The organism is Hydrogenophaga sp. PAMC20947 (assembly GCF_004795855.1).
GTDB lineage: Bacteria > Pseudomonadota > Gammaproteobacteria > Burkholderiales > Burkholderiaceae_C > Hydrogenophaga.
Genome location: NZ_CP039252.1, coordinates 354,223 through 369,695 on the forward strand (window position 1 = coordinate 354,223; position 15,473 = coordinate 369,695).

At 63.9% G+C, this 15,473-nt stretch carries 17 protein-coding genes; 6 read left to right on the forward strand and 11 right to left on the reverse strand.

Annotation, left to right across the window (positions count from 1 at the left end):
* The first annotated feature begins 62 nt into the window (after nt 1-62).
* The gene (gene coaBC, locus E5678_RS01620; RefSeq protein ID WP_136176917.1) at nt 63-1,289 is read left to right on the forward strand and encodes a bifunctional phosphopantothenoylcysteine decarboxylase/phosphopantothenate--cysteine ligase CoaBC; all 1,227 of its coding nucleotides are present in this window, start codon (nt 63-65) and stop codon (nt 1,287-1,289) included.
* 40 nt (nt 1,290-1,329) lie between these two features.
* On the opposite strand, the gene modC is transcribed toward coaBC, so the two are convergent.
* The 4 genes from modC to E5678_RS01640 all read right to left on the reverse strand — a co-directional run bounded on the left by modC (nt 1,330) and on the right by E5678_RS01640 (nt 4,504).
* Nucleotides 1,330-2,442: a molybdenum ABC transporter ATP-binding protein gene (gene modC, locus E5678_RS01625; RefSeq protein WP_136176918.1), complete on the reverse strand. Its 1,113-nt coding sequence runs from the start codon at nt 2,440-2,442 to the stop codon at nt 1,330-1,332.
* Nucleotides 2,439-3,122 (reverse strand): molybdate ABC transporter permease subunit, encoded by a 684-nt coding sequence (modB, locus tag E5678_RS01630; RefSeq protein WP_136176919.1) that lies wholly within the window; start codon nt 3,120-3,122, stop codon nt 2,439-2,441. The genes modC and modB overlap by 4 nt, the downstream gene beginning before the upstream one ends.
* Nucleotides 3,123-3,133: 11 nt before the next feature.
* Complete coding sequence (gene modA, locus E5678_RS01635) at nt 3,134-3,895, reverse strand: molybdate ABC transporter substrate-binding protein (protein ID WP_136176920.1); 762 nt, start codon at nt 3,893-3,895, stop codon at nt 3,134-3,136.
* A gap of 180 nt (nt 3,896-4,075) precedes the next feature.
* Nucleotides 4,076-4,504, reverse strand: coding sequence for a DsrE family protein (locus E5678_RS01640; RefSeq protein WP_136176921.1), 429 nt, complete (start codon nt 4,502-4,504; stop codon nt 4,076-4,078).
* Between the two features lie 119 nt (nt 4,505-4,623).
* On the opposite strand from E5678_RS01640, the gene E5678_RS01645 reads away from it, so the two are divergent.
* Entirely contained in the window at nt 4,624-5,388 is a 765-nt protein-coding gene (locus tag E5678_RS01645; protein ID WP_136176922.1) for a LysR family transcriptional regulator, read from the forward strand.
* Between the two features lie 101 nt (nt 5,389-5,489).
* Here the strand turns inward: E5678_RS01645 and E5678_RS01650 are convergent, their stop codons facing one another.
* Both E5678_RS01650 and E5678_RS01655 read right to left on the reverse strand, forming a co-directional pair.
* Nucleotides 5,490-6,230, reverse strand: a complete 741-nt coding sequence (locus E5678_RS01650; RefSeq protein WP_136176923.1) for an ATP-binding cassette domain-containing protein — start codon at nt 6,228-6,230, stop codon at nt 5,490-5,492.
* Nucleotides 6,227-7,267 (reverse strand): tripartite tricarboxylate transporter substrate binding protein, encoded by a 1,041-nt coding sequence (locus tag E5678_RS01655; protein WP_136176924.1) that lies wholly within the window; start codon nt 7,265-7,267, stop codon nt 6,227-6,229. Before E5678_RS01655 ends, E5678_RS01650 begins: the two co-directional genes overlap by 4 nt.
* A gap of 209 nt (nt 7,268-7,476) precedes the next feature.
* On the opposite strand from E5678_RS01655, the gene E5678_RS01660 reads away from it, so the two are divergent.
* From E5678_RS01660 to E5678_RS01670, 3 genes are read left to right on the forward strand one after another with little or no spacing between them, the layout of a single operon-like run.
* Complete coding sequence (locus E5678_RS01660) at nt 7,477-8,475, forward strand: PQQ-dependent catabolism-associated beta-propeller protein (protein ID WP_136176925.1); 999 nt, start codon at nt 7,477-7,479, stop codon at nt 8,473-8,475.
* A complete protein-coding gene (locus E5678_RS01665) occupies nt 8,472-9,752 on the forward strand; it encodes an ABC transporter substrate-binding protein (RefSeq protein WP_136176926.1) in 1,281 nt (426 codons plus the stop codon). The genes E5678_RS01660 and E5678_RS01665 overlap by 4 nt, the downstream gene beginning before the upstream one ends.
* Nucleotides 9,734-10,579, forward strand: coding sequence for an ABC transporter permease (locus tag E5678_RS01670; protein WP_210731967.1), 846 nt, complete (start codon nt 9,734-9,736; stop codon nt 10,577-10,579). The genes E5678_RS01665 and E5678_RS01670 overlap by 19 nt, the downstream gene beginning before the upstream one ends.
* A 97-nt stretch (nt 10,580-10,676) precedes the next feature.
* On the opposite strand, the gene pqqE is transcribed toward E5678_RS01670, so the two are convergent.
* From pqqE to pqqA, 5 genes are all read right to left on the reverse strand, one after another.
* Complete coding sequence (pqqE, locus tag E5678_RS01675) at nt 10,677-11,819, reverse strand: pyrroloquinoline quinone biosynthesis protein PqqE (RefSeq protein WP_136176927.1); 1,143 nt, start codon at nt 11,817-11,819, stop codon at nt 10,677-10,679.
* A gap of 54 nt (nt 11,820-11,873) precedes the next feature.
* Entirely contained in the window at nt 11,874-12,146 is a 273-nt protein-coding gene (gene pqqD / locus E5678_RS01680; RefSeq protein ID WP_136176928.1) for a pyrroloquinoline quinone biosynthesis peptide chaperone PqqD, read from the reverse strand.
* 126 nt (nt 12,147-12,272) lie between these two features.
* Nucleotides 12,273-13,007, reverse strand: a complete 735-nt coding sequence (gene pqqC, locus E5678_RS01685) for a pyrroloquinoline-quinone synthase PqqC (protein WP_247596879.1) — start codon at nt 13,005-13,007, stop codon at nt 12,273-12,275.
* A 123-nt stretch (nt 13,008-13,130) separates the two neighbouring features.
* Nucleotides 13,131-14,048 carry a pyrroloquinoline quinone biosynthesis protein PqqB gene (pqqB, locus tag E5678_RS01690; RefSeq protein WP_136176929.1) on the reverse strand — a complete coding sequence of 306 codons (918 nt, stop codon included), beginning with the start codon at nt 14,046-14,048 and terminating at the stop codon, nt 13,131-13,133.
* A 96-nt stretch (nt 14,049-14,144) separates the two neighbouring features.
* Nucleotides 14,145-14,219, reverse strand: a complete 75-nt coding sequence (gene pqqA, locus E5678_RS01695; protein WP_136180578.1) for a pyrroloquinoline quinone precursor peptide PqqA — start codon at nt 14,217-14,219, stop codon at nt 14,145-14,147.
* A gap of 219 nt (nt 14,220-14,438) precedes the next feature.
* On the opposite strand from pqqA, the gene E5678_RS01700 reads away from it, so the two are divergent.
* A complete protein-coding gene (locus E5678_RS01700; protein WP_168708465.1) occupies nt 14,439-15,443 on the forward strand; it encodes an alpha/beta fold hydrolase in 1,005 nt (334 codons plus the stop codon).
* The last annotated feature ends 30 nt before the right edge of the window (nt 15,444-15,473 follow it).

The window sequence follows — 15,473 nt, forward strand, 5'->3', positions numbered from 1 at the left end:
AAGCGCGCTGTATCACCCCTTTGGGGCTGCCCGAACGGGTTTCAAACTGATACATTGGGCCCATGAACGAACTCGCCGGAAAACACGTGGTCCTGGGGCTCTCAGGCGGTATTGCTTGTTACAAGGCGGCTGAGTTGTGCCGCAGCCTTGTCAAGGCGGGTGCCACGGTCCAAGTGGTCATGACCGAAGCCGCAGAGCAGTTCATCACGGCGGTGACCCTGCAGGCCCTGTCGGGCAGACCGGTCTTTACCTCGCAGTGGGACGCACGCACTTCGGGCGGGGTCGACAACAACATGGCCCACATCAACCTCAGCCGAGAGGCCGATGTGATTCTCATTGCGCCGGCCAGTGCGGATTTCATGGCCAAGCTGATCCATGGGCGCGCCGACGACTTGCTCAGCCTGATGTGTCTGGCCCGTCCTCTGGACAAGGTGCCCCTGGTGCTGGCGCCGGCCATGAACCGGGAAATGTGGGCCCACCCGGCCACCCAACGCAATGTGGAGCAGTTGCGCTCCGATGGCGCCACCGTGCTGGATGTGGGCGCGGGTGACCAGGCCTGCGGTGAAACCGGTGACGGCCGCATGCTGGAGCCCGAGGAGCTGCTCTATGACATGGTCCGGTTTTTTTCGCCCAAGGTGCTGGAGGGTCAGCATGTGCTGGTGAGCGCCGGGCCTACTTTCGAAGCCATCGATCCCGTGCGGGGGCTGACCAACCTGTCCAGCGGCAAAATGGGGTTTGCGGTCGCGCGGGCCGCGCACGAGGCCGGTGCCCATGTGACCCTGGTCGCTGGCCCCGTCAGCTTGCCCACACCGCGCGGGGTGGGGCGCATCAATGTGAAGTCGGCGCTCAACATGCAAAAGACGCTCAACGTGCTGAGCCAGACGGCCACGGTGTTTGTGTCCACGGCAGCCGTGGCGGACTGGCGACCGGTGGAAGCAGCCGAACACAAGATCAAGAAAGATGGTTCGGGGCAGGTCCCGACCTTGTCGTTTGTTGAAAACCCCGACATCCTGGCCGGAATTGCGGCGGGGGCCCGGGCGCGCAACCGCCAGCTCTACTGTGTGGGCTTTGCGGCTGAGAGCGAAGACCTGCTGGCCCATGCGCAGGCCAAGCGCGAGCGCAAAGGTGTGCCGCTGCTGGTGGGCAACATTGGCCCCGATACCTTTGGGCAAGACGACAACGCCTTGTTGCTGGTCGACGAAGCCGGCGCGGTGGAGATGCCGCGGGCGTCGAAGCTGCAGCTGGCTCGGCAGCTGGTGGCCGAGATCGCGCGGCGGTTGGCGGCCTGATTCCGTCCCGCCATCTGGGTTGCTTGGCGGGGTGTTGTGCTCAGCGCACCATGGCCACGCCCTTGATCTGAGCGAAAACCTCGGACCCGGGCGCCAGCGACAGGTGCTGCGCTGAGTACTGGCTGATCCTGGCAAGCAAGACCACGGCGCTGGTTGCCTGACCCAATCTGAGGTGAACGAGCAACTGACCGGGCCCGTCTTCGTGCAAGGCTGTCACGGTGGCCGGCAGGATGTTGAGCACGCTGGTCTGTGTCGGGTGTTGCAACGACAGGCTCACGTCTCGGGCCTGGATGCGAAGGCGCACCGATTGCCCAGGCGCTTGCACAGACACCGCGCTGTCGGGCATCAGCAGCTCGCCAGCGGCAAATGTCAACACACACAGGCCCGGCCTTGGCGGGTGTGAGGCCACTTTTGCGGTGATCATGGCGCAGGCCTGGTCGCCGAACGCGAGGGGCAGGTCGGCACGCGCGAGCATGTCGGTCACCGGCCCGCTGGCCAGCAGCTTTCCCTGCTCCAGCACCACGAGGTGATCGGCCAGGCGCACCACTTCATCGATGGAGTGGGTCACATAGACCACCGGGATGTCCAGGTGCCGGTGCAGTTTCTCCAGCCAGGGCTGGATATCGGCCTTTCGCTGGGCGTCGAGTGCGGCCAGGGGCTCATCCATCAGCAGCACCCTGGGACTGGCTGCCAAGGCGCGGGCAATGGCCACCCGTTGGCGTTCACCACCCGACAGGGTCTGGGGTCGGCGTGACAGCAAATCGGTGATGCCCAGCAAGACCAGGCCATGGTCCCAGGCATACCGCCTGTCCTGGGCTGGCGTGCGCTGGTAGCCAAACTTCAGGTTGCCTTCTACCGTGAGGTGGTCGAACAGGCTGGCTTCCTGAAACACATACCCGATGGCGCGCTCGTGGACCGGGCGGAACACGTTGAATGAGCTGTCTTGCCAGACTTCGCCGTTGACCGCCACGCGTCCGGTGGCCCGGGGTTCCAGGCCGGCGAGCACACGGAGGCAAGAGGTTTTGCCTGAGCCCGAGGCCCCCCAGAGCACGCTGACCCCTTGGGCCGGCAAGCTGAGGTTCACGTCCAGCGAAAACCCGCCGCGCACCAGCTGGCATTGCAGCTGAATACCCGTGTTGTGTGCCGCGGTCATGCGGTGGCCCGCCGGCGCTGCGGGTTCATCCACTGCAGGGCGAGAAGCACGACAAAACTGAAGCCCAGCATCACGGCGGCCAACCGGTGGGCATCGCTGTATTCGAGCGCCTCTACGTGATCGTAGATCTGCACCGACACCATTCGGGTCACGCCCGGGATGTTGCCGCCCACCATCAGCACCACGCCAAATTCGCCCACCGTGTGGGCAAAGCTCATGATGGCGCCTGTGATCAGACCGGGTTTGCACAGCGGCAGCACCACGTGCACAAACCGGTCCAGGGGCGAGGCGCGGAGTGTGGCGGCCACCTCCAGCGGCCGATTGCCCATCGCCTGCATGGCGTTCAGCACCGGTTGAACCATAAAAGGCAGCGAGTAGATCACTGAGCCGACCACCAAGCCGGCAAAGGTAAATGGCAGCACACCCAGGCCCAACGCCTGGGTCCACTGGCCGACCCAGCCTTGCGGCCCCATCAGGACCAGCAGGTAAAAACCAATCACGCTGGGCGGCAGCACCAGCGGCATGGCCACCAAGGCGCCGACGGGCTTGCGCCAGATGGAACGGGAGCGCGCCAGCCACCAGGCCAGCGGCACGCCGATCGCCAGCAGGATGAGGGTGGTCAGGGCCGCCACCTGGAGGGTGAGGCCGATGGCTTGCAGGTCTGAGGGGGTGAGTCCCATGCGACTGAGGATCAAGGCTCGTAGCCGTAGGCGCCGATCAGCGTCTGGACCTCAGGGCTCTTGAGCAGTTTCATCAGGGCCACGGCGGCCGGGTTGTCGGATCCCCGCTGGAGCAGCACCGCGTCTTGTTTGATGGGGGCGTAGAGGTTTTGGGGCGGCTGCCACATGGAACCACCCTTGAGTCGGCCGCCCTCCAGCACCTGAGAGAGGGCCACAAAGCCCACGTCGGCGTTGCCGCTGTAGACAAACGTGTAGGCCTGCCCGATGCTTTCGCCCATGACGAGGCTCGGCGCCAAGGTCGCGCTCAACCCGAGGGCGTCCATCACCTGAAGGGCCGCCGCGCCATAGGGTGCGGTTTTGGGGTTGGCGTAGGCCACTTTGCCCAGATCCGGTCGTTTGAGCACCGCGCCGCTGGGGTCAACCCGGTCGGGGCGGGATGACCACAGCACCAGTTTGCCCGTTGCGTAGGTGAACCGGCTTCCCGGTAGGGCCAAACCTTCGTTTTCCAGGCGCTCGGGCGCCTCGGTGTTGGCGGCGAGAAAGGCGTCAAACGGTGCACCGTTTTTGATCTGCGCATACAGCTTGCCGGTGGATCCCAGCGTGATTTGCACGGTATGGCCGGTGGTTTTGTTCAACAGTTCCGCCACGGCCTTGATGGGCTGGGCGAAGTTGGCCGCTACGGCGATCTGGGCCTGCGCGGCGGTTGCATGACTCGACACGGCAGAAGCGAGCACTCCGGAGAGGAAGTAGAGACAATGGCGGGTGAGGGACATGGGCAAACGGTCCTGTAAACCACAAACAGGCGCTATTCTAAATTGGAATAGCGCCTGTTTGTGGTTTACCGGCATGGGGGCTTGCCCGGTGGCCAGCGGCGGCTGCCTGACAAGTGTCCCAGCGCATGCAGAAAGCAGCCGCGGGCGACTGCCTCTGCCGATCGGATGCCGTTTTCGGGTTCAGGGCTTGATGTAGGCGTAACGATCGCGAAATTGCAGCTGGCCGATGCGGACCACGCCCGAGGGGGTGAACCCCGCGTCCAGCACAAACTGGTCTTTCTTCAGGTCCATGGCGCGCATGGTGAGTTCGCAAATTTCGAAGGTCACGCCTTTGGCGACGAGGTCGGAAATCAACGGGCCGTATTGGAGGTCGTTGTTCTTTTTGTCCTTGGCACCCTCCAGCAGGAAACGCACGCCGTCGCCCAGGGCCACGACCACGATTTGGGTGTCGGGCGCCGTGTCCATGTAGTTGCGCAGCGTGCGCAAGCCTGCGGTGGCCTGGGCCTCGGTGTTGTCGAAGTGGTAGACCACTTTGACCTTGTCCTGGGCCAGGGCAAAGCCCACGCTGAGCATGAGTGTCAAGGCGGTCAGGAAAGAGCGGATGGACATGGTGGGCTCCGATGCAAAAAAGGGGGTGAAAGTAAAAGCGATGCTTCGCTACAAAACACCGAATTGCTGAAGTCTAGTCCCCTTGATCGGTGCGTGGGCTCGACTGCCACAATGCGGCCATGCATCCAGACGCCTTGAACGAAGCCTTGGGCCACACCAGCAGCGACAAACGGCTGGAGGTGTTGCGCCGGGTTGCGCAGTCGGGATCGATTTCCCAGGCGGCGCGGGAAACCGGTGTCAGCTACAAAGCCGCTTGGCAGGCGATCGACACGCTCACCACCTTGAGTGGAGCAGAACTGGTGGAACGAACGGTGGGCGGCGCTGGCGGCGGTGGCGCCAGGATCACACCAGACGGCTTGCAGCTGTTGGCGCTGGCCGACGAACTGGCGCAGGCCCGCCGACACGTGTTGGCGCAATTTTCTGGACATCCGGGGCTGGCAGGGGGCTTGGGTTTGCGCACCAGCATGCGCAATCAGTTGCCCTGCACGATTCTGGCGGGGATAGAGCAGGCCGATGCCGGTCTCCTGGTCACGGTTCGGTTGCGCACTGCAGGTGGGTTTCACCTGTCAGCGAGCGTGACACGGGAGAGCTCGGACTTGCTTGGTCTGCATGCGGGACTGTCGGTGCTGGTCATGTGCAAGGCGACGGCAGTGGCTGTGCACCCAGCTGTGCACGACGCGTTGCCCACCGCGGTGAACGAAATGTGCAGCCTGCCAGGGCGCGTACAGCGTTGTTCATCTGGAGCGCGGCGCCAGGAGGTTTCTTTGGCGCTTGACGGAGGCGGGTCCTGGGTCGGATTCACTGAGCAGGGTTTGAGCTTGCAGGTGGGTGACGCGGCGTGTGCCTGGATGGCTGCATCGGCCCTGGTCATTGGTTTGTCCTGACTGGATCGGATGGGGATGCCTCGAGCGCATGGCGTTTCACACCCGATCGCGGTGGTCCGGCACCGCAAAGTATGGCCAGGCTGGCTGCTTTATCGTTGCCTTTACAGGCCCTTTTTCTCCAGCTGGCGCATCACCTCGGCTTGAAAGTCCTGCCCCTGAGCGGCGGCCATGAAGTCGGGCAGGGTGCCATCAAACCGCACCGAGCCCTGGTGCAGCAACAACAGCCGGTCGGCCACTTGCGCCTCTTCAATCAAGTGGGTGGCCCAGAGCACTGCCATGCCGCGCTCGCGGCAAAGGCCGCGCACGGTCTCGAGCAACTGCTGGCGCGAACCCGGGTCCAGGCCCACGGTGGCTTCGTCCATCAGCAGCACCTGGGGGCGGTGCAGCAGGGCGCGCACCAGTTCCACCTTGCGTCGCGTGCCGCCTGAAAGGCTGCGCACCACGGCGCGAGCCTGATCGTTGATGCCCATGGTGCTCAGGCCTTCGTCGATGCGTGCGCGGGCGATTGCGCGCGGTATGCCATGCAAGTCGGTGTGGAACAACAGGTTGGACATCACGGGCAAATCCATGTCCAGCGCGCTTTGCTGGAACACCACGCCCAGGCCTGAGAGCGCCTGTGCCGGGTGGGTGCGCATGTCATGGCCGAGCACTGTGATGCGCCCTTGATCGGGGCTGAACAGGCCCGTGAGGAGTTGCAGCAGCGTGGACTTGCCAGCACCATTGGGGCCAAGCAGAGCGCACATTTCGCCCGCCTCTAGCGACAGATTCACGCCTTTGAGCGCGGGCTTGCCGTTGTAGGCTTTGTGGAGGTCGGTGGCCTGGAGCAGGGCGGATATTGTCATTGAGGGGGCTTGGCCAGCAGGTTCATGCGGCCCAGCAGTTGTCGTTCTTGTTCCACCGTTTGTAGCACCGCAGCCCGGTAGTCAGCGGTGTTGAGGTAGTTGATCGATTGGTCAAAGCGGGCCAAGGCTTCGCGGTGGCGTGGGCTGAACACGGCTTGACGAAAGGCATCGTGCAGCTTGGCAATGACATCAGGGGGCGTGCCTTGCGGCGCGGCGAGGCCCCAGGGTGAGGTGTAGACCGCCTGCGGGTAACCCAGCTCGCGCATCGTAGGCACCTCGGGCCAGCGCGGGCTGCGCTCGGCGCTGAAGAGGGCAAGGATGCGCATCTTGCCCTGATCGACCCAGGGCGCGAACCCTGTCGAATTGACGCCCGCCATGAGACGGCCGCTGGCCACGGCCAGCATCTGGTCGGCCGTGCCTTTGTAGGGAACGTGTACGTATTCAACCTTGTGTTGCCGCAGCAGTTCCTCCGTGGCAAGGTGGGCGGTGGTGCCCACGCCGGTGGAGCCGAGGATGAGTTCGCCTGGGTGCTTCTTGGCCCAGGCGACCAGATCCGCCCAGCTGTTCCAGGCGCTGCTGCTCGGGACCAGCACGCCAAAGCTCACGCCCGAGACCTGCAAGATGGGGCTGAGGTCTGCCACCGGATCCCAGAGCACGTTGTGCATCAGCGCGTAGCGGTAGACCGTGATCGGCACCTGGCCGATGGTGTAGCCGTCGGGATTGGCCATCTTGAGCGCCGGGGCCACCTGCGTGCCTCCGGCGCCGGGTTTGTTCATGACGACGATGGCTTGCCCCAGCCATTTTTCGGCCTCGTCAGAGAGGATGCGCAAGGTGAGGTCGGTCTGGCCGCCAGCGGGCCAGGGCACGATCAGGGTGATTGGCCGCTCAGGCCATGAGCGGTGGGTCGCCGCCCGGGCCGGCCATCCTGCGGCGGCGAGCACAGCGCTGCCCAGGCCCAAGCCCAGCCATTCGCGGCGCGAGGTTGGCCGGGTGCCTGCGTAGGGTGGTCGGGGGCTTGGAAAATCGGTGCGGCGCATGGGCGGCCTTTCGGTGTAGCGTTGTCTCGGTGTTGTGTGGCTGCGCGGCAGTCTTGTGGTGCCGGGTGTGGGCCAGTTTTGTCTCTGTGCTTCTGGCACTGTACTTGCAGCCCGAGTGTCCCGTGGCGGCACAGGCGACAGGCGAATCCAGACAGGGGTGGCGCCAGCCGGTACGATCATCGATGACAAAAAACAAGGAGACAAGCTGGATGACAAAGACCATTCATCGATCCGCCCCGGCCCGGCGCGCCTGGGCTTTGTGGGCCGTGTTGTGTGCTGCTGTTGCCAGCGGGGCTCAGGCACAGGGCGCAGGCACGGTGTATGTGTCCAGTGAGAAGGACAACGCCATCTACGTGTTCAACGCGCAGGGCGATCGCCAGGGCCAGATCGATGTCTGCAAGCGCCCGCGCGATATGGCCTTCAGCCCGGACCACAAGCAAATCATGGTGGTCTGTGGCGACAGCAATGCGCTCGGGCTGGTCGATGTGGCAACAGGCCGCTTGGCGGGCAGTGTTCCATTGGGGGACAGTCCGGAAATGTTTGCGCTCAGCCCAGACGGCAAACTGGCCTATGTGTCGATTGAAGACGAGAACGTTCTGGCTGCCTACGACCTGGCCACGAAAAAGCTGGCGTTCGAGGTCCAGACCGGTGGGGAACCCGAAGGTGTGCTGGTGACACCTGATGGCAAGACGGCCTATGTGACCTCCGAGGTGGCCAATCTGGTTCATGAAATCGATCTCACGACCCACAAGGTGGTCAAGAACATCAAGGTGGGCAAGCGGCCGCGCCGCTTCGTGCTCGCCGCCGGGGGCGCCGAGCTGTGGGTGACCAACGAGCTGGATGCGTCGGTGAGCGTGGTCGACACCAAGACCCGTTCGCTCAAGCAAACCATCCAGTTTGAGGTGAAGGGCATGCGGACCAGCGACATCACGCCAGTGGGCATGACCATCAGCCCCGATGGCCGCTCGGTCTGGGTGGGCCTGGGCAAGGCCAATCACGTGGCCGAGGTCGACGCCGCCACGCACGCCGTCAAGCGGCTGGTGCTGGTGGGCAAACGGGCCTGGGGGTTGCGTTTGCATCCCGACGGCAAGACGCTGTACGTGGCCAATGGCCTGTCCGATGACTTGACCCTCATCGACACCGCCAGCGGCAAGGCGATCAAGACGGTGCCGGCTGGTCGCGTGCCGCACACGGTATTGGTCAAATGACCGGCTCCCCCCCTTCGCTTCGCTCCGCCCCACAAGGGGCAACGCTGGCGGCCCGGCGGAGCCGGTTCCACGGCGTTCTGGGTTGGTGGTACTCGCGCGCCGTCGTTGTGGCGTTGCTCTCGGCCGCTTGCTTTGTCTCGACTGCTGCAGAGGCCGTCACCAAGGTCACAGTTGCCGTGATTTCTCTGGCCGACGATGCGCGCTATGGCGCGCGGCGAGAGGAGCGTGCTTACCCGGGCCATCCCGCGGGCCGGGCGGTTGATGGGGCGCGGTTGGGTGCGGACGATTCATCGTTCGAGCTGGATGCCGAGGGCATGGCGCTGGAGGTGCGCGATGTGGTACTGCCCAACGCGGCAGCTTTGCCCAAAGCCCTGGCGGAGCTGAAGGCGGCCAAGGTACAGCATGTGATCGCCGACTTGCCCTTGGCCGCCATGCGCCAGCTGGTTCAGACGGCGCCGGCCGCGCTGGGCGGCGCGGTGGTGTTCAACGCCGGACTGGACGACGACAGCCTTCGCGCCGAAGACTGCGCCGCCGCCTTGCTGCACACCTACCCCAGCCGACTGATGATGAGCGATGCGCTGGCGCAGTACCTGGCCGCGCGCAACTGGCGCAAGGCGCTGGTGTTGCAGGGCCCGCTGCCGGGCGACGCGTTGCAGGGCCAGGCCTGGGCGCGCTCGGCCAAGCGTTACGGCATCAAGACCACGCAAACGCGGCCTTTCAAGCTCAGCGGTGATCCGCGCGAACGCGATCTGGCCAACACACGCTTGCTCACCGGCGACCGCGATCACGATGTGGTCGCCGTGATGGACAGCGATGGCGAGTTCGCGCGAGCCTTGCCCTATGCCACGCAATGGCCGCGTCCGGTCGTGGGCGCCAACGGGCTGATGGCGATGGCCTGGCATCCGCAATGGGAGCGCTACGGTGGACCGCAACTCTCGCGCCGCTTTTTCAAGCTGGCGCAACGCCCCATGCGCGGGCAGGACTGGGCGGCCTGGATGGCGGTGCGCTCGGTGACAGCCGTCTTGGTGGACAACCCCAAGGCCACTGTGGGCCAGCAGCTCAAGGCCCTGCGCGGCGGTACGGTTTTTGTGGACGGTTTCAAAGGGACGCGCCTGTCGTTTCGGCCCTGGGACGGGCAGTTGCGCCAGCCGTTGTTCCTGAGCCATGTGGACGGCGTGGTCGCCACCGCTCCGGTTGACGGCGTCTTGCACCCGGTTGAGGTGCTCGACACCTTGGGGGTTGATCAAAAGGAAAGCACATGCAAAGCCCAACCCTGACCTCCGATCTCGCGGCGCCTTCGCTGCCCATGCATCTGGCGCGGGCGCTGCGTGCGGTCGTGGGCCGTGAACTCAACCGCTTTTTGAGACAGCCTTCGCGTCTGGGCTCGGCGCTGGTTCGGCCGCTGTTGTGGTTCGTGGTGTTCTCGGCGGGTTTCAGCAATGTCTTTGGTGTGGCCATCGTGCCACCCTATGAAACGTACATTGAATACAAGGCTTACATGGTGCCCGGCCTGCTGGGTATGGTGGCTTTGTTCAACGGCATGCAGAGCTCGCTTTCCATGGTGTACGACCGCGAAATGGGTGTGATGCGCCTCCTGCTGACGGCGCCGCTGGCGCGCGCCTGGCTGCTGGCGTTCAAGCTGCTGGCGGGCACCTGCCTCTCGGTCTTGCAGATGGGGGTGTTTCTGGTGATCGCCGCGCTGTTCGGCGTGGAAATACCCTGGGCCACAGTGCCACCGCTGCTGTTGGCCATGATCAGCGCGGCCACCATGTTGGCCGCGCTGGGGCTGATGTTGTCGGTGTATGTGCGGCAGCTGGAGAACTTCGCGGGCACGATGAACTTCGTGATCTTCCCTATGTTCTTCATCAGCTCGGCCCTGTATCCGCTGTGGAAACTGGAGGAATCGGGCGCCTGGTGGCTGCTGAAGCTGGCGGAATTCAACCCGTTCACCTACGCCGTAGAAGCCATCCGCTACGCCAGCGTGGGCCAGTTTCATGGTCTGTCCTGGGCGGTGGTGCTGGGTTGTGGGGCGGTGTTTTTTGTGCTCGCGCTGTGGGGCTACGACCCGCAGCGGGGCTGGATTCGGCAAAAAGGATCGGCCTGATCGGCGGGGATCGCCGAGGCTTCTATGGGCTACTGGCGTGAAGGCATTAGGGCTGCGCCCCCGGCGCTAGCGGCTCACCAACAAGTGACTGGCCGTGTCAGGTGTCTTTTGCGGCCGGGTGCAAATGGCGCGATGCATCGTCGCTTCGGAACACAATGGGGATGTTGCGTCGCGCGGGGGCTTGCTTCACCAGCTGAACCACCTTGTCGTGGTGGGGCGATTTGCTGCACACCGGGTCGGCTGCTGCTGCATCGCCGGTGATCATGAAGGCCTGGCAGCGGCAACCGCCAAAGTCTTTGTGGCGCTCATCGCAGCTGCGGCAGGGGGCTTTCATCCAGCTGTCGCCCCGGAAGGCGTTGAAGGCATTGCTGCGCTGCCAGATTTCGGCGATGGAGGTGTCCTTGATGTTGGGCAAGGCGAGGTTGGGCAGGTCGCGCGCGTTGTGGCAAGGCATGGCCAGGCCATCGGGTGCGATGCTGAGAAAAACCGAGCCCCAGCCGTTCATGCAAGCCTTGGGGCGCTCCTCAAAATAGTCGGGCACCACGAACAGCACGCGCGTTTTGGGCCCGGCTTTTCCTTCCTGGCTTTCGCGAAATCGGGTGACCACGGCCTCGGCTGCTTCCAGTTCTTCTCGCGTGGGCATCAGGTGGTCCCGATTGACCCAGGCCCAGCCGTAGTATTGGGTGTTGGCGAGCTCCAGGTATTCGGCCTCGAGCGCCACGGCCATCTCGATGATCTTGCCCACATGGGGCAGGTTGTGGCGGTGCAATACGCAGTTGAGCACCATGGGCCAGTCATGCTCCTTGATCAGGCGCGCCACGCGCTGCTTGAGTTCAAACGTTTTGGTGTGGCTCAGAAAGTCGTTGAGTTCCTGGGTGGAGTCTTGGAACGAGAGCTGTACGTGGTCAAGTCCGGCGTCTTTGAGCGCTTGCGCCTTGGCGGGCGTGAGGCCGACGCCTGAGGTGATGAGGTTGGTGTAGTAGCCCAGGCGGTGCGCTTCTTGCACCAGTTCCACCAGGTCGTCGCGCAACAGCGGCTCGCCGCCTGAGAAGCCCAGCTGCGCCGCGCCGAGCTTGCGCGCCTGCTGCATCACGCTCACCCATTGCCCAGTGGTGAGCTCTTCGCGGATGTGCGCTTGCTGTGTGGGGTTGTAGCAAAACACGCAATGCAGCGGGCATTTGTAAGTCAGCTCGGCGAGCAACCACAGGGGGGGGCCGGCAGCAACAGGCGATGTGTTCACAGCTTGGGTTCCTGGGCCGAGCGCGATGGCGTAGCCGAGGCGGTCACGGTGCTTTTATTCGATCCAGCCACGGCGCTGTCCTTCCTCGAGCAATGACACGACTTGTGGCTTCAGGTCTTGAGCGCCGAACGCCGTTTCCAGCTCGGCAACAATCGCCTGCAAACTGCGCAGGCCATCGCAGCGCTTCAAGATTTCCGCCGCGCTGTCGTTGAGCTGCACCATGCCCTCGGGGTAGAGCAACACCCAGCGGCTTTGCGCTTCTTCATACTGCAAGCGGAAGCGGCGCGAAAGCTTGGGCCGATCAGGTATCAAAGAAGTTTCACTCATTTCGTATTCCAGATTGTTGTGCCAACGCATGGGGTGCGACCCAGCACACACCGTGGAACTGGCTTTTCCCAGGCCACCGGTGTGGTCCCCCTTGCAGGGGGAAGACGCAAAGCGGCACAGGGGAACTCATTGTTGACTGGCTTTTTCAATCGCATCCAGCATGGACCACAAAATGTCCAGCTTGAACTGAAGGATGTCGAGGGCGCGGTGTTGCTGGGCGCGGGTGGTGAAGTGTTCCAGCGTGACGCGCAGGCCGTGTTCCACATCGCGACCGGCGAGCGGGATGCGGCTGCGGAAATAGGTGAGGCCGGTGGCTTCGATCCACGGGTAGTGCTTGGGCCAGGTGGCCAGCCGGTCTTTGTGGATTTGCGGTGCGAACATTTCGGTCAGCGAGGAACAGACGGCTTCTTGCCAGGGTGCCTTGGCGGTGAAATTCACGTAGGCATCGCATGCGAAGCGCACGGCGGGCGCCACGCCTTGCAACGACCACAGGTCTTCGCGCGAAATACCCACAGCTTCGCCCAGCCGGGTCCAGGCTTCGATGCCGCCGGCGGCATCGCCTTCAAAATCACCATGGCCATCGTGGTCAAGGATGCGCTCTATCCATAGGCGGCGGTGGGCGCGGTCGGACATGTTGGCCAGGATGGCCGCATCTTTGCGCGGGATGCAGATCTGGTAGTAGAAGCGGTTGGCCACCCAGCAGCGGATCTCGTCGGGTGTGCAGCCACCCGTGTTCATGCGCACGTTGAATGGATGGTGAATGTGGTAGCTGCGGCCTTTGTCGCGCAGCTGTGCTTCAAATGCGGTTGGATCCCAGGCGGGCAAGTGGCCGTCGGTGCGAATGGAATGGGCAAGCTCCACGATCGGATTCCTGTCGAGATGTATTTTGAGGGCGGCGGCGGTCAACGGAGCTTTCAATTCATGCTTTGGGACGGACCTTTGGCCCGCTCATGGCCACAGTCCCTCCGAGGCGACGCAGGGGCGTCACAGCACCACCTCCATGCCATCGAAAGCGACTTCGATGCCGTGTTCGGTGAGCAAGGCGCGCTCTTTCGAGTCTTCGATCAACATGGGGTTGGTGTTGTTGATGTGAATGAGAATCTTGCGAACCGATTTGGGCAATTTGTCGAGTTGCTCGATCATGCCGCCTGGCCCGCTTTGCGGCAGGTGGCCCATGTCGAGTGCGGCCTTTTTAGAGAGGCCTTCCCGTTGCATTTCGTCGTGGGTCCAGAAGGTGCCATCGACCATGATCACATCACAGCCACCCATGATGTCGAGCAGCTCGGGCGTGACGGCGGCCAGGCCGGGCGCATAGAACGCTTTCGCACCGGTGGCAGGGTTGTGCACCAGCAGGCCGATGTTGTCGCCCGGGCGAGGGTTGCCACGGAAGGGCGAGTACGGTGGAGGCTTGGATGACAGCGCCACGGTCTGCACCTGCACGCCGGGCAGGCCGGGAATATCGGTGGTGCGGCCATCGATGGGCAGCTCGGTGGGGGCCACCTTGCAATAGTGCGAGAGGATGCGGGTGATCGGAAAGCCATCGGAAATGTCGGACAACACTTCGGGTGTGGCCAGCAGCGGAAGCGGGGTCTGCCGCTCGCGCAGCATGAGCAGGCCGGTGACATGATCGATCTGGGCGTCCATCAGCAAGACGGCGGCGATGCCACTGTCGCGAACGGCGCGGGCGGGCTGCAGCGCCGGCGTTTGCGCGATTTGCTGGAGGATGTCGGGCGATGCGTTGACCAGCAGCCAGTCTTGGCCGGTGGCGCTGATGGCGATTGACGATTGGGTGCGCGCGCGGGCCTGAATGCGGCCTTGGCGCAGACCATCGCAATTGGTGCAATTGCAGTTCCACTGCGGGAAGCCGCCGCCCGCGGATGAGCCGAGTACCTGGATGCGCATAGACTGCCTTGAACCTCTACAAGTGAATCGGGAAAATCAAAAAGAGAAAGCGCACGCGTTGTACACCCGTGCGCTTTTCAAAGAAACCGCTGAATTTCAGCGGTTCGCGATGTACATCGTGATTTCGAATCCGAAGCGAAGGTCGGTGAAGGTCGGGGTGGTCCACTGCATAGTCGGTCTCCTGTTGAAGCTGGCTTGAAACATGAATGTTTGCTTGACTGCAATTTTGCTGGGCAAGCGCTTTCAATATACGCAACATCAAAGGCAGAAACCACCCCCGTCGTGACTTCTCAGGGTAACTACTCAGATTGACCGAACATGCCCTCTCCATCTTCATCATTCACCACTTGGCCTGCACCCGAATTTCTCGCTGTTGCGCCGCTCCATCGCATGGCTTATCGTGTGGTGGGCAACCGCGCCGGCGAGCCCTGGTTGCTGTTGCATGGGGGGCCGGGCGCGAGCGCTCAACCGGGCATGTTGCGGCCCCTGGATCTCACCAGGCATTGGGCTATCGCACCCGATCAACGCGGCGCTGGCGCCAGCAAACCCAAGGGTCGAACGGTCCGAAACACAACGGCTGCGCTGGTTTCCGACCTCGAAACATTGCGCCAAAACTTGGGTGTTGAGCGGTGGAATGTGATCGCCGGATCGTGGGGCACCGTGGTGGCATTGGCTTATCTGCTGCGCCACCCGCAGCGCGTTGAGCGCATGGTTTTGCGAGGCGCGTTTGCGGTCAGCCGGCGCGAGCTGGCGGGGCTGTTGCAACCCAGGCAGCGTGTGGCGCAAGTGGCAGGGCCGGATGCGGGCTGGCCGCGCGCGCCGGGCTATGGCGTGCCAGGGGTTTTAGCTGTTTTGCGCCGACTGGTTCAAAGTGGAACACTTGGTGTTGCATCGCTGCGCGCTGTGCGTCGGTGGAACATCCTGGAGATGGCCTGCGCGGTGCTGGGTTTGCGCCGCAGCCTGCGCCATGCTGCGGCGCAAGGTGATGCGCGACTGGGCGTGCGCATCCGGCGCGACGCGGCGGCTTTGAGCCGCGGCCTGCGCCGCGCCAAGGCGCAACGCGCGTCGCCGCGCAGCTCGCCCATGGACCGGCGGCTGCGCGCCAAATATCGCGTTCAAGGGCATTACCTGAGCAAGCGCGGCTTTGTGCGGCCGGGTGAGCTGGACCGCGCGGTGCGCACTGCGGTCGAGGCTGGCGTGGCGATCGACTGGGTGCATGGCCGGTTCGACGCGGTTTGTCCCAGCGCCAACAGCCAGGCGTGGGCCGCCATGGGGTCGCGCATCGCCGAAATCCAGCGATTGCACCTGACCCGATCCGGCCACCTGGGCACTGAGCCCGATACGCTGGAGGTGTTGCGCCGTGTGGTTCGCCGCGCAGGAACGGGCTTGCCATGAGTGGTAGGGGCCCCTGGCGTGGCGTGGTTC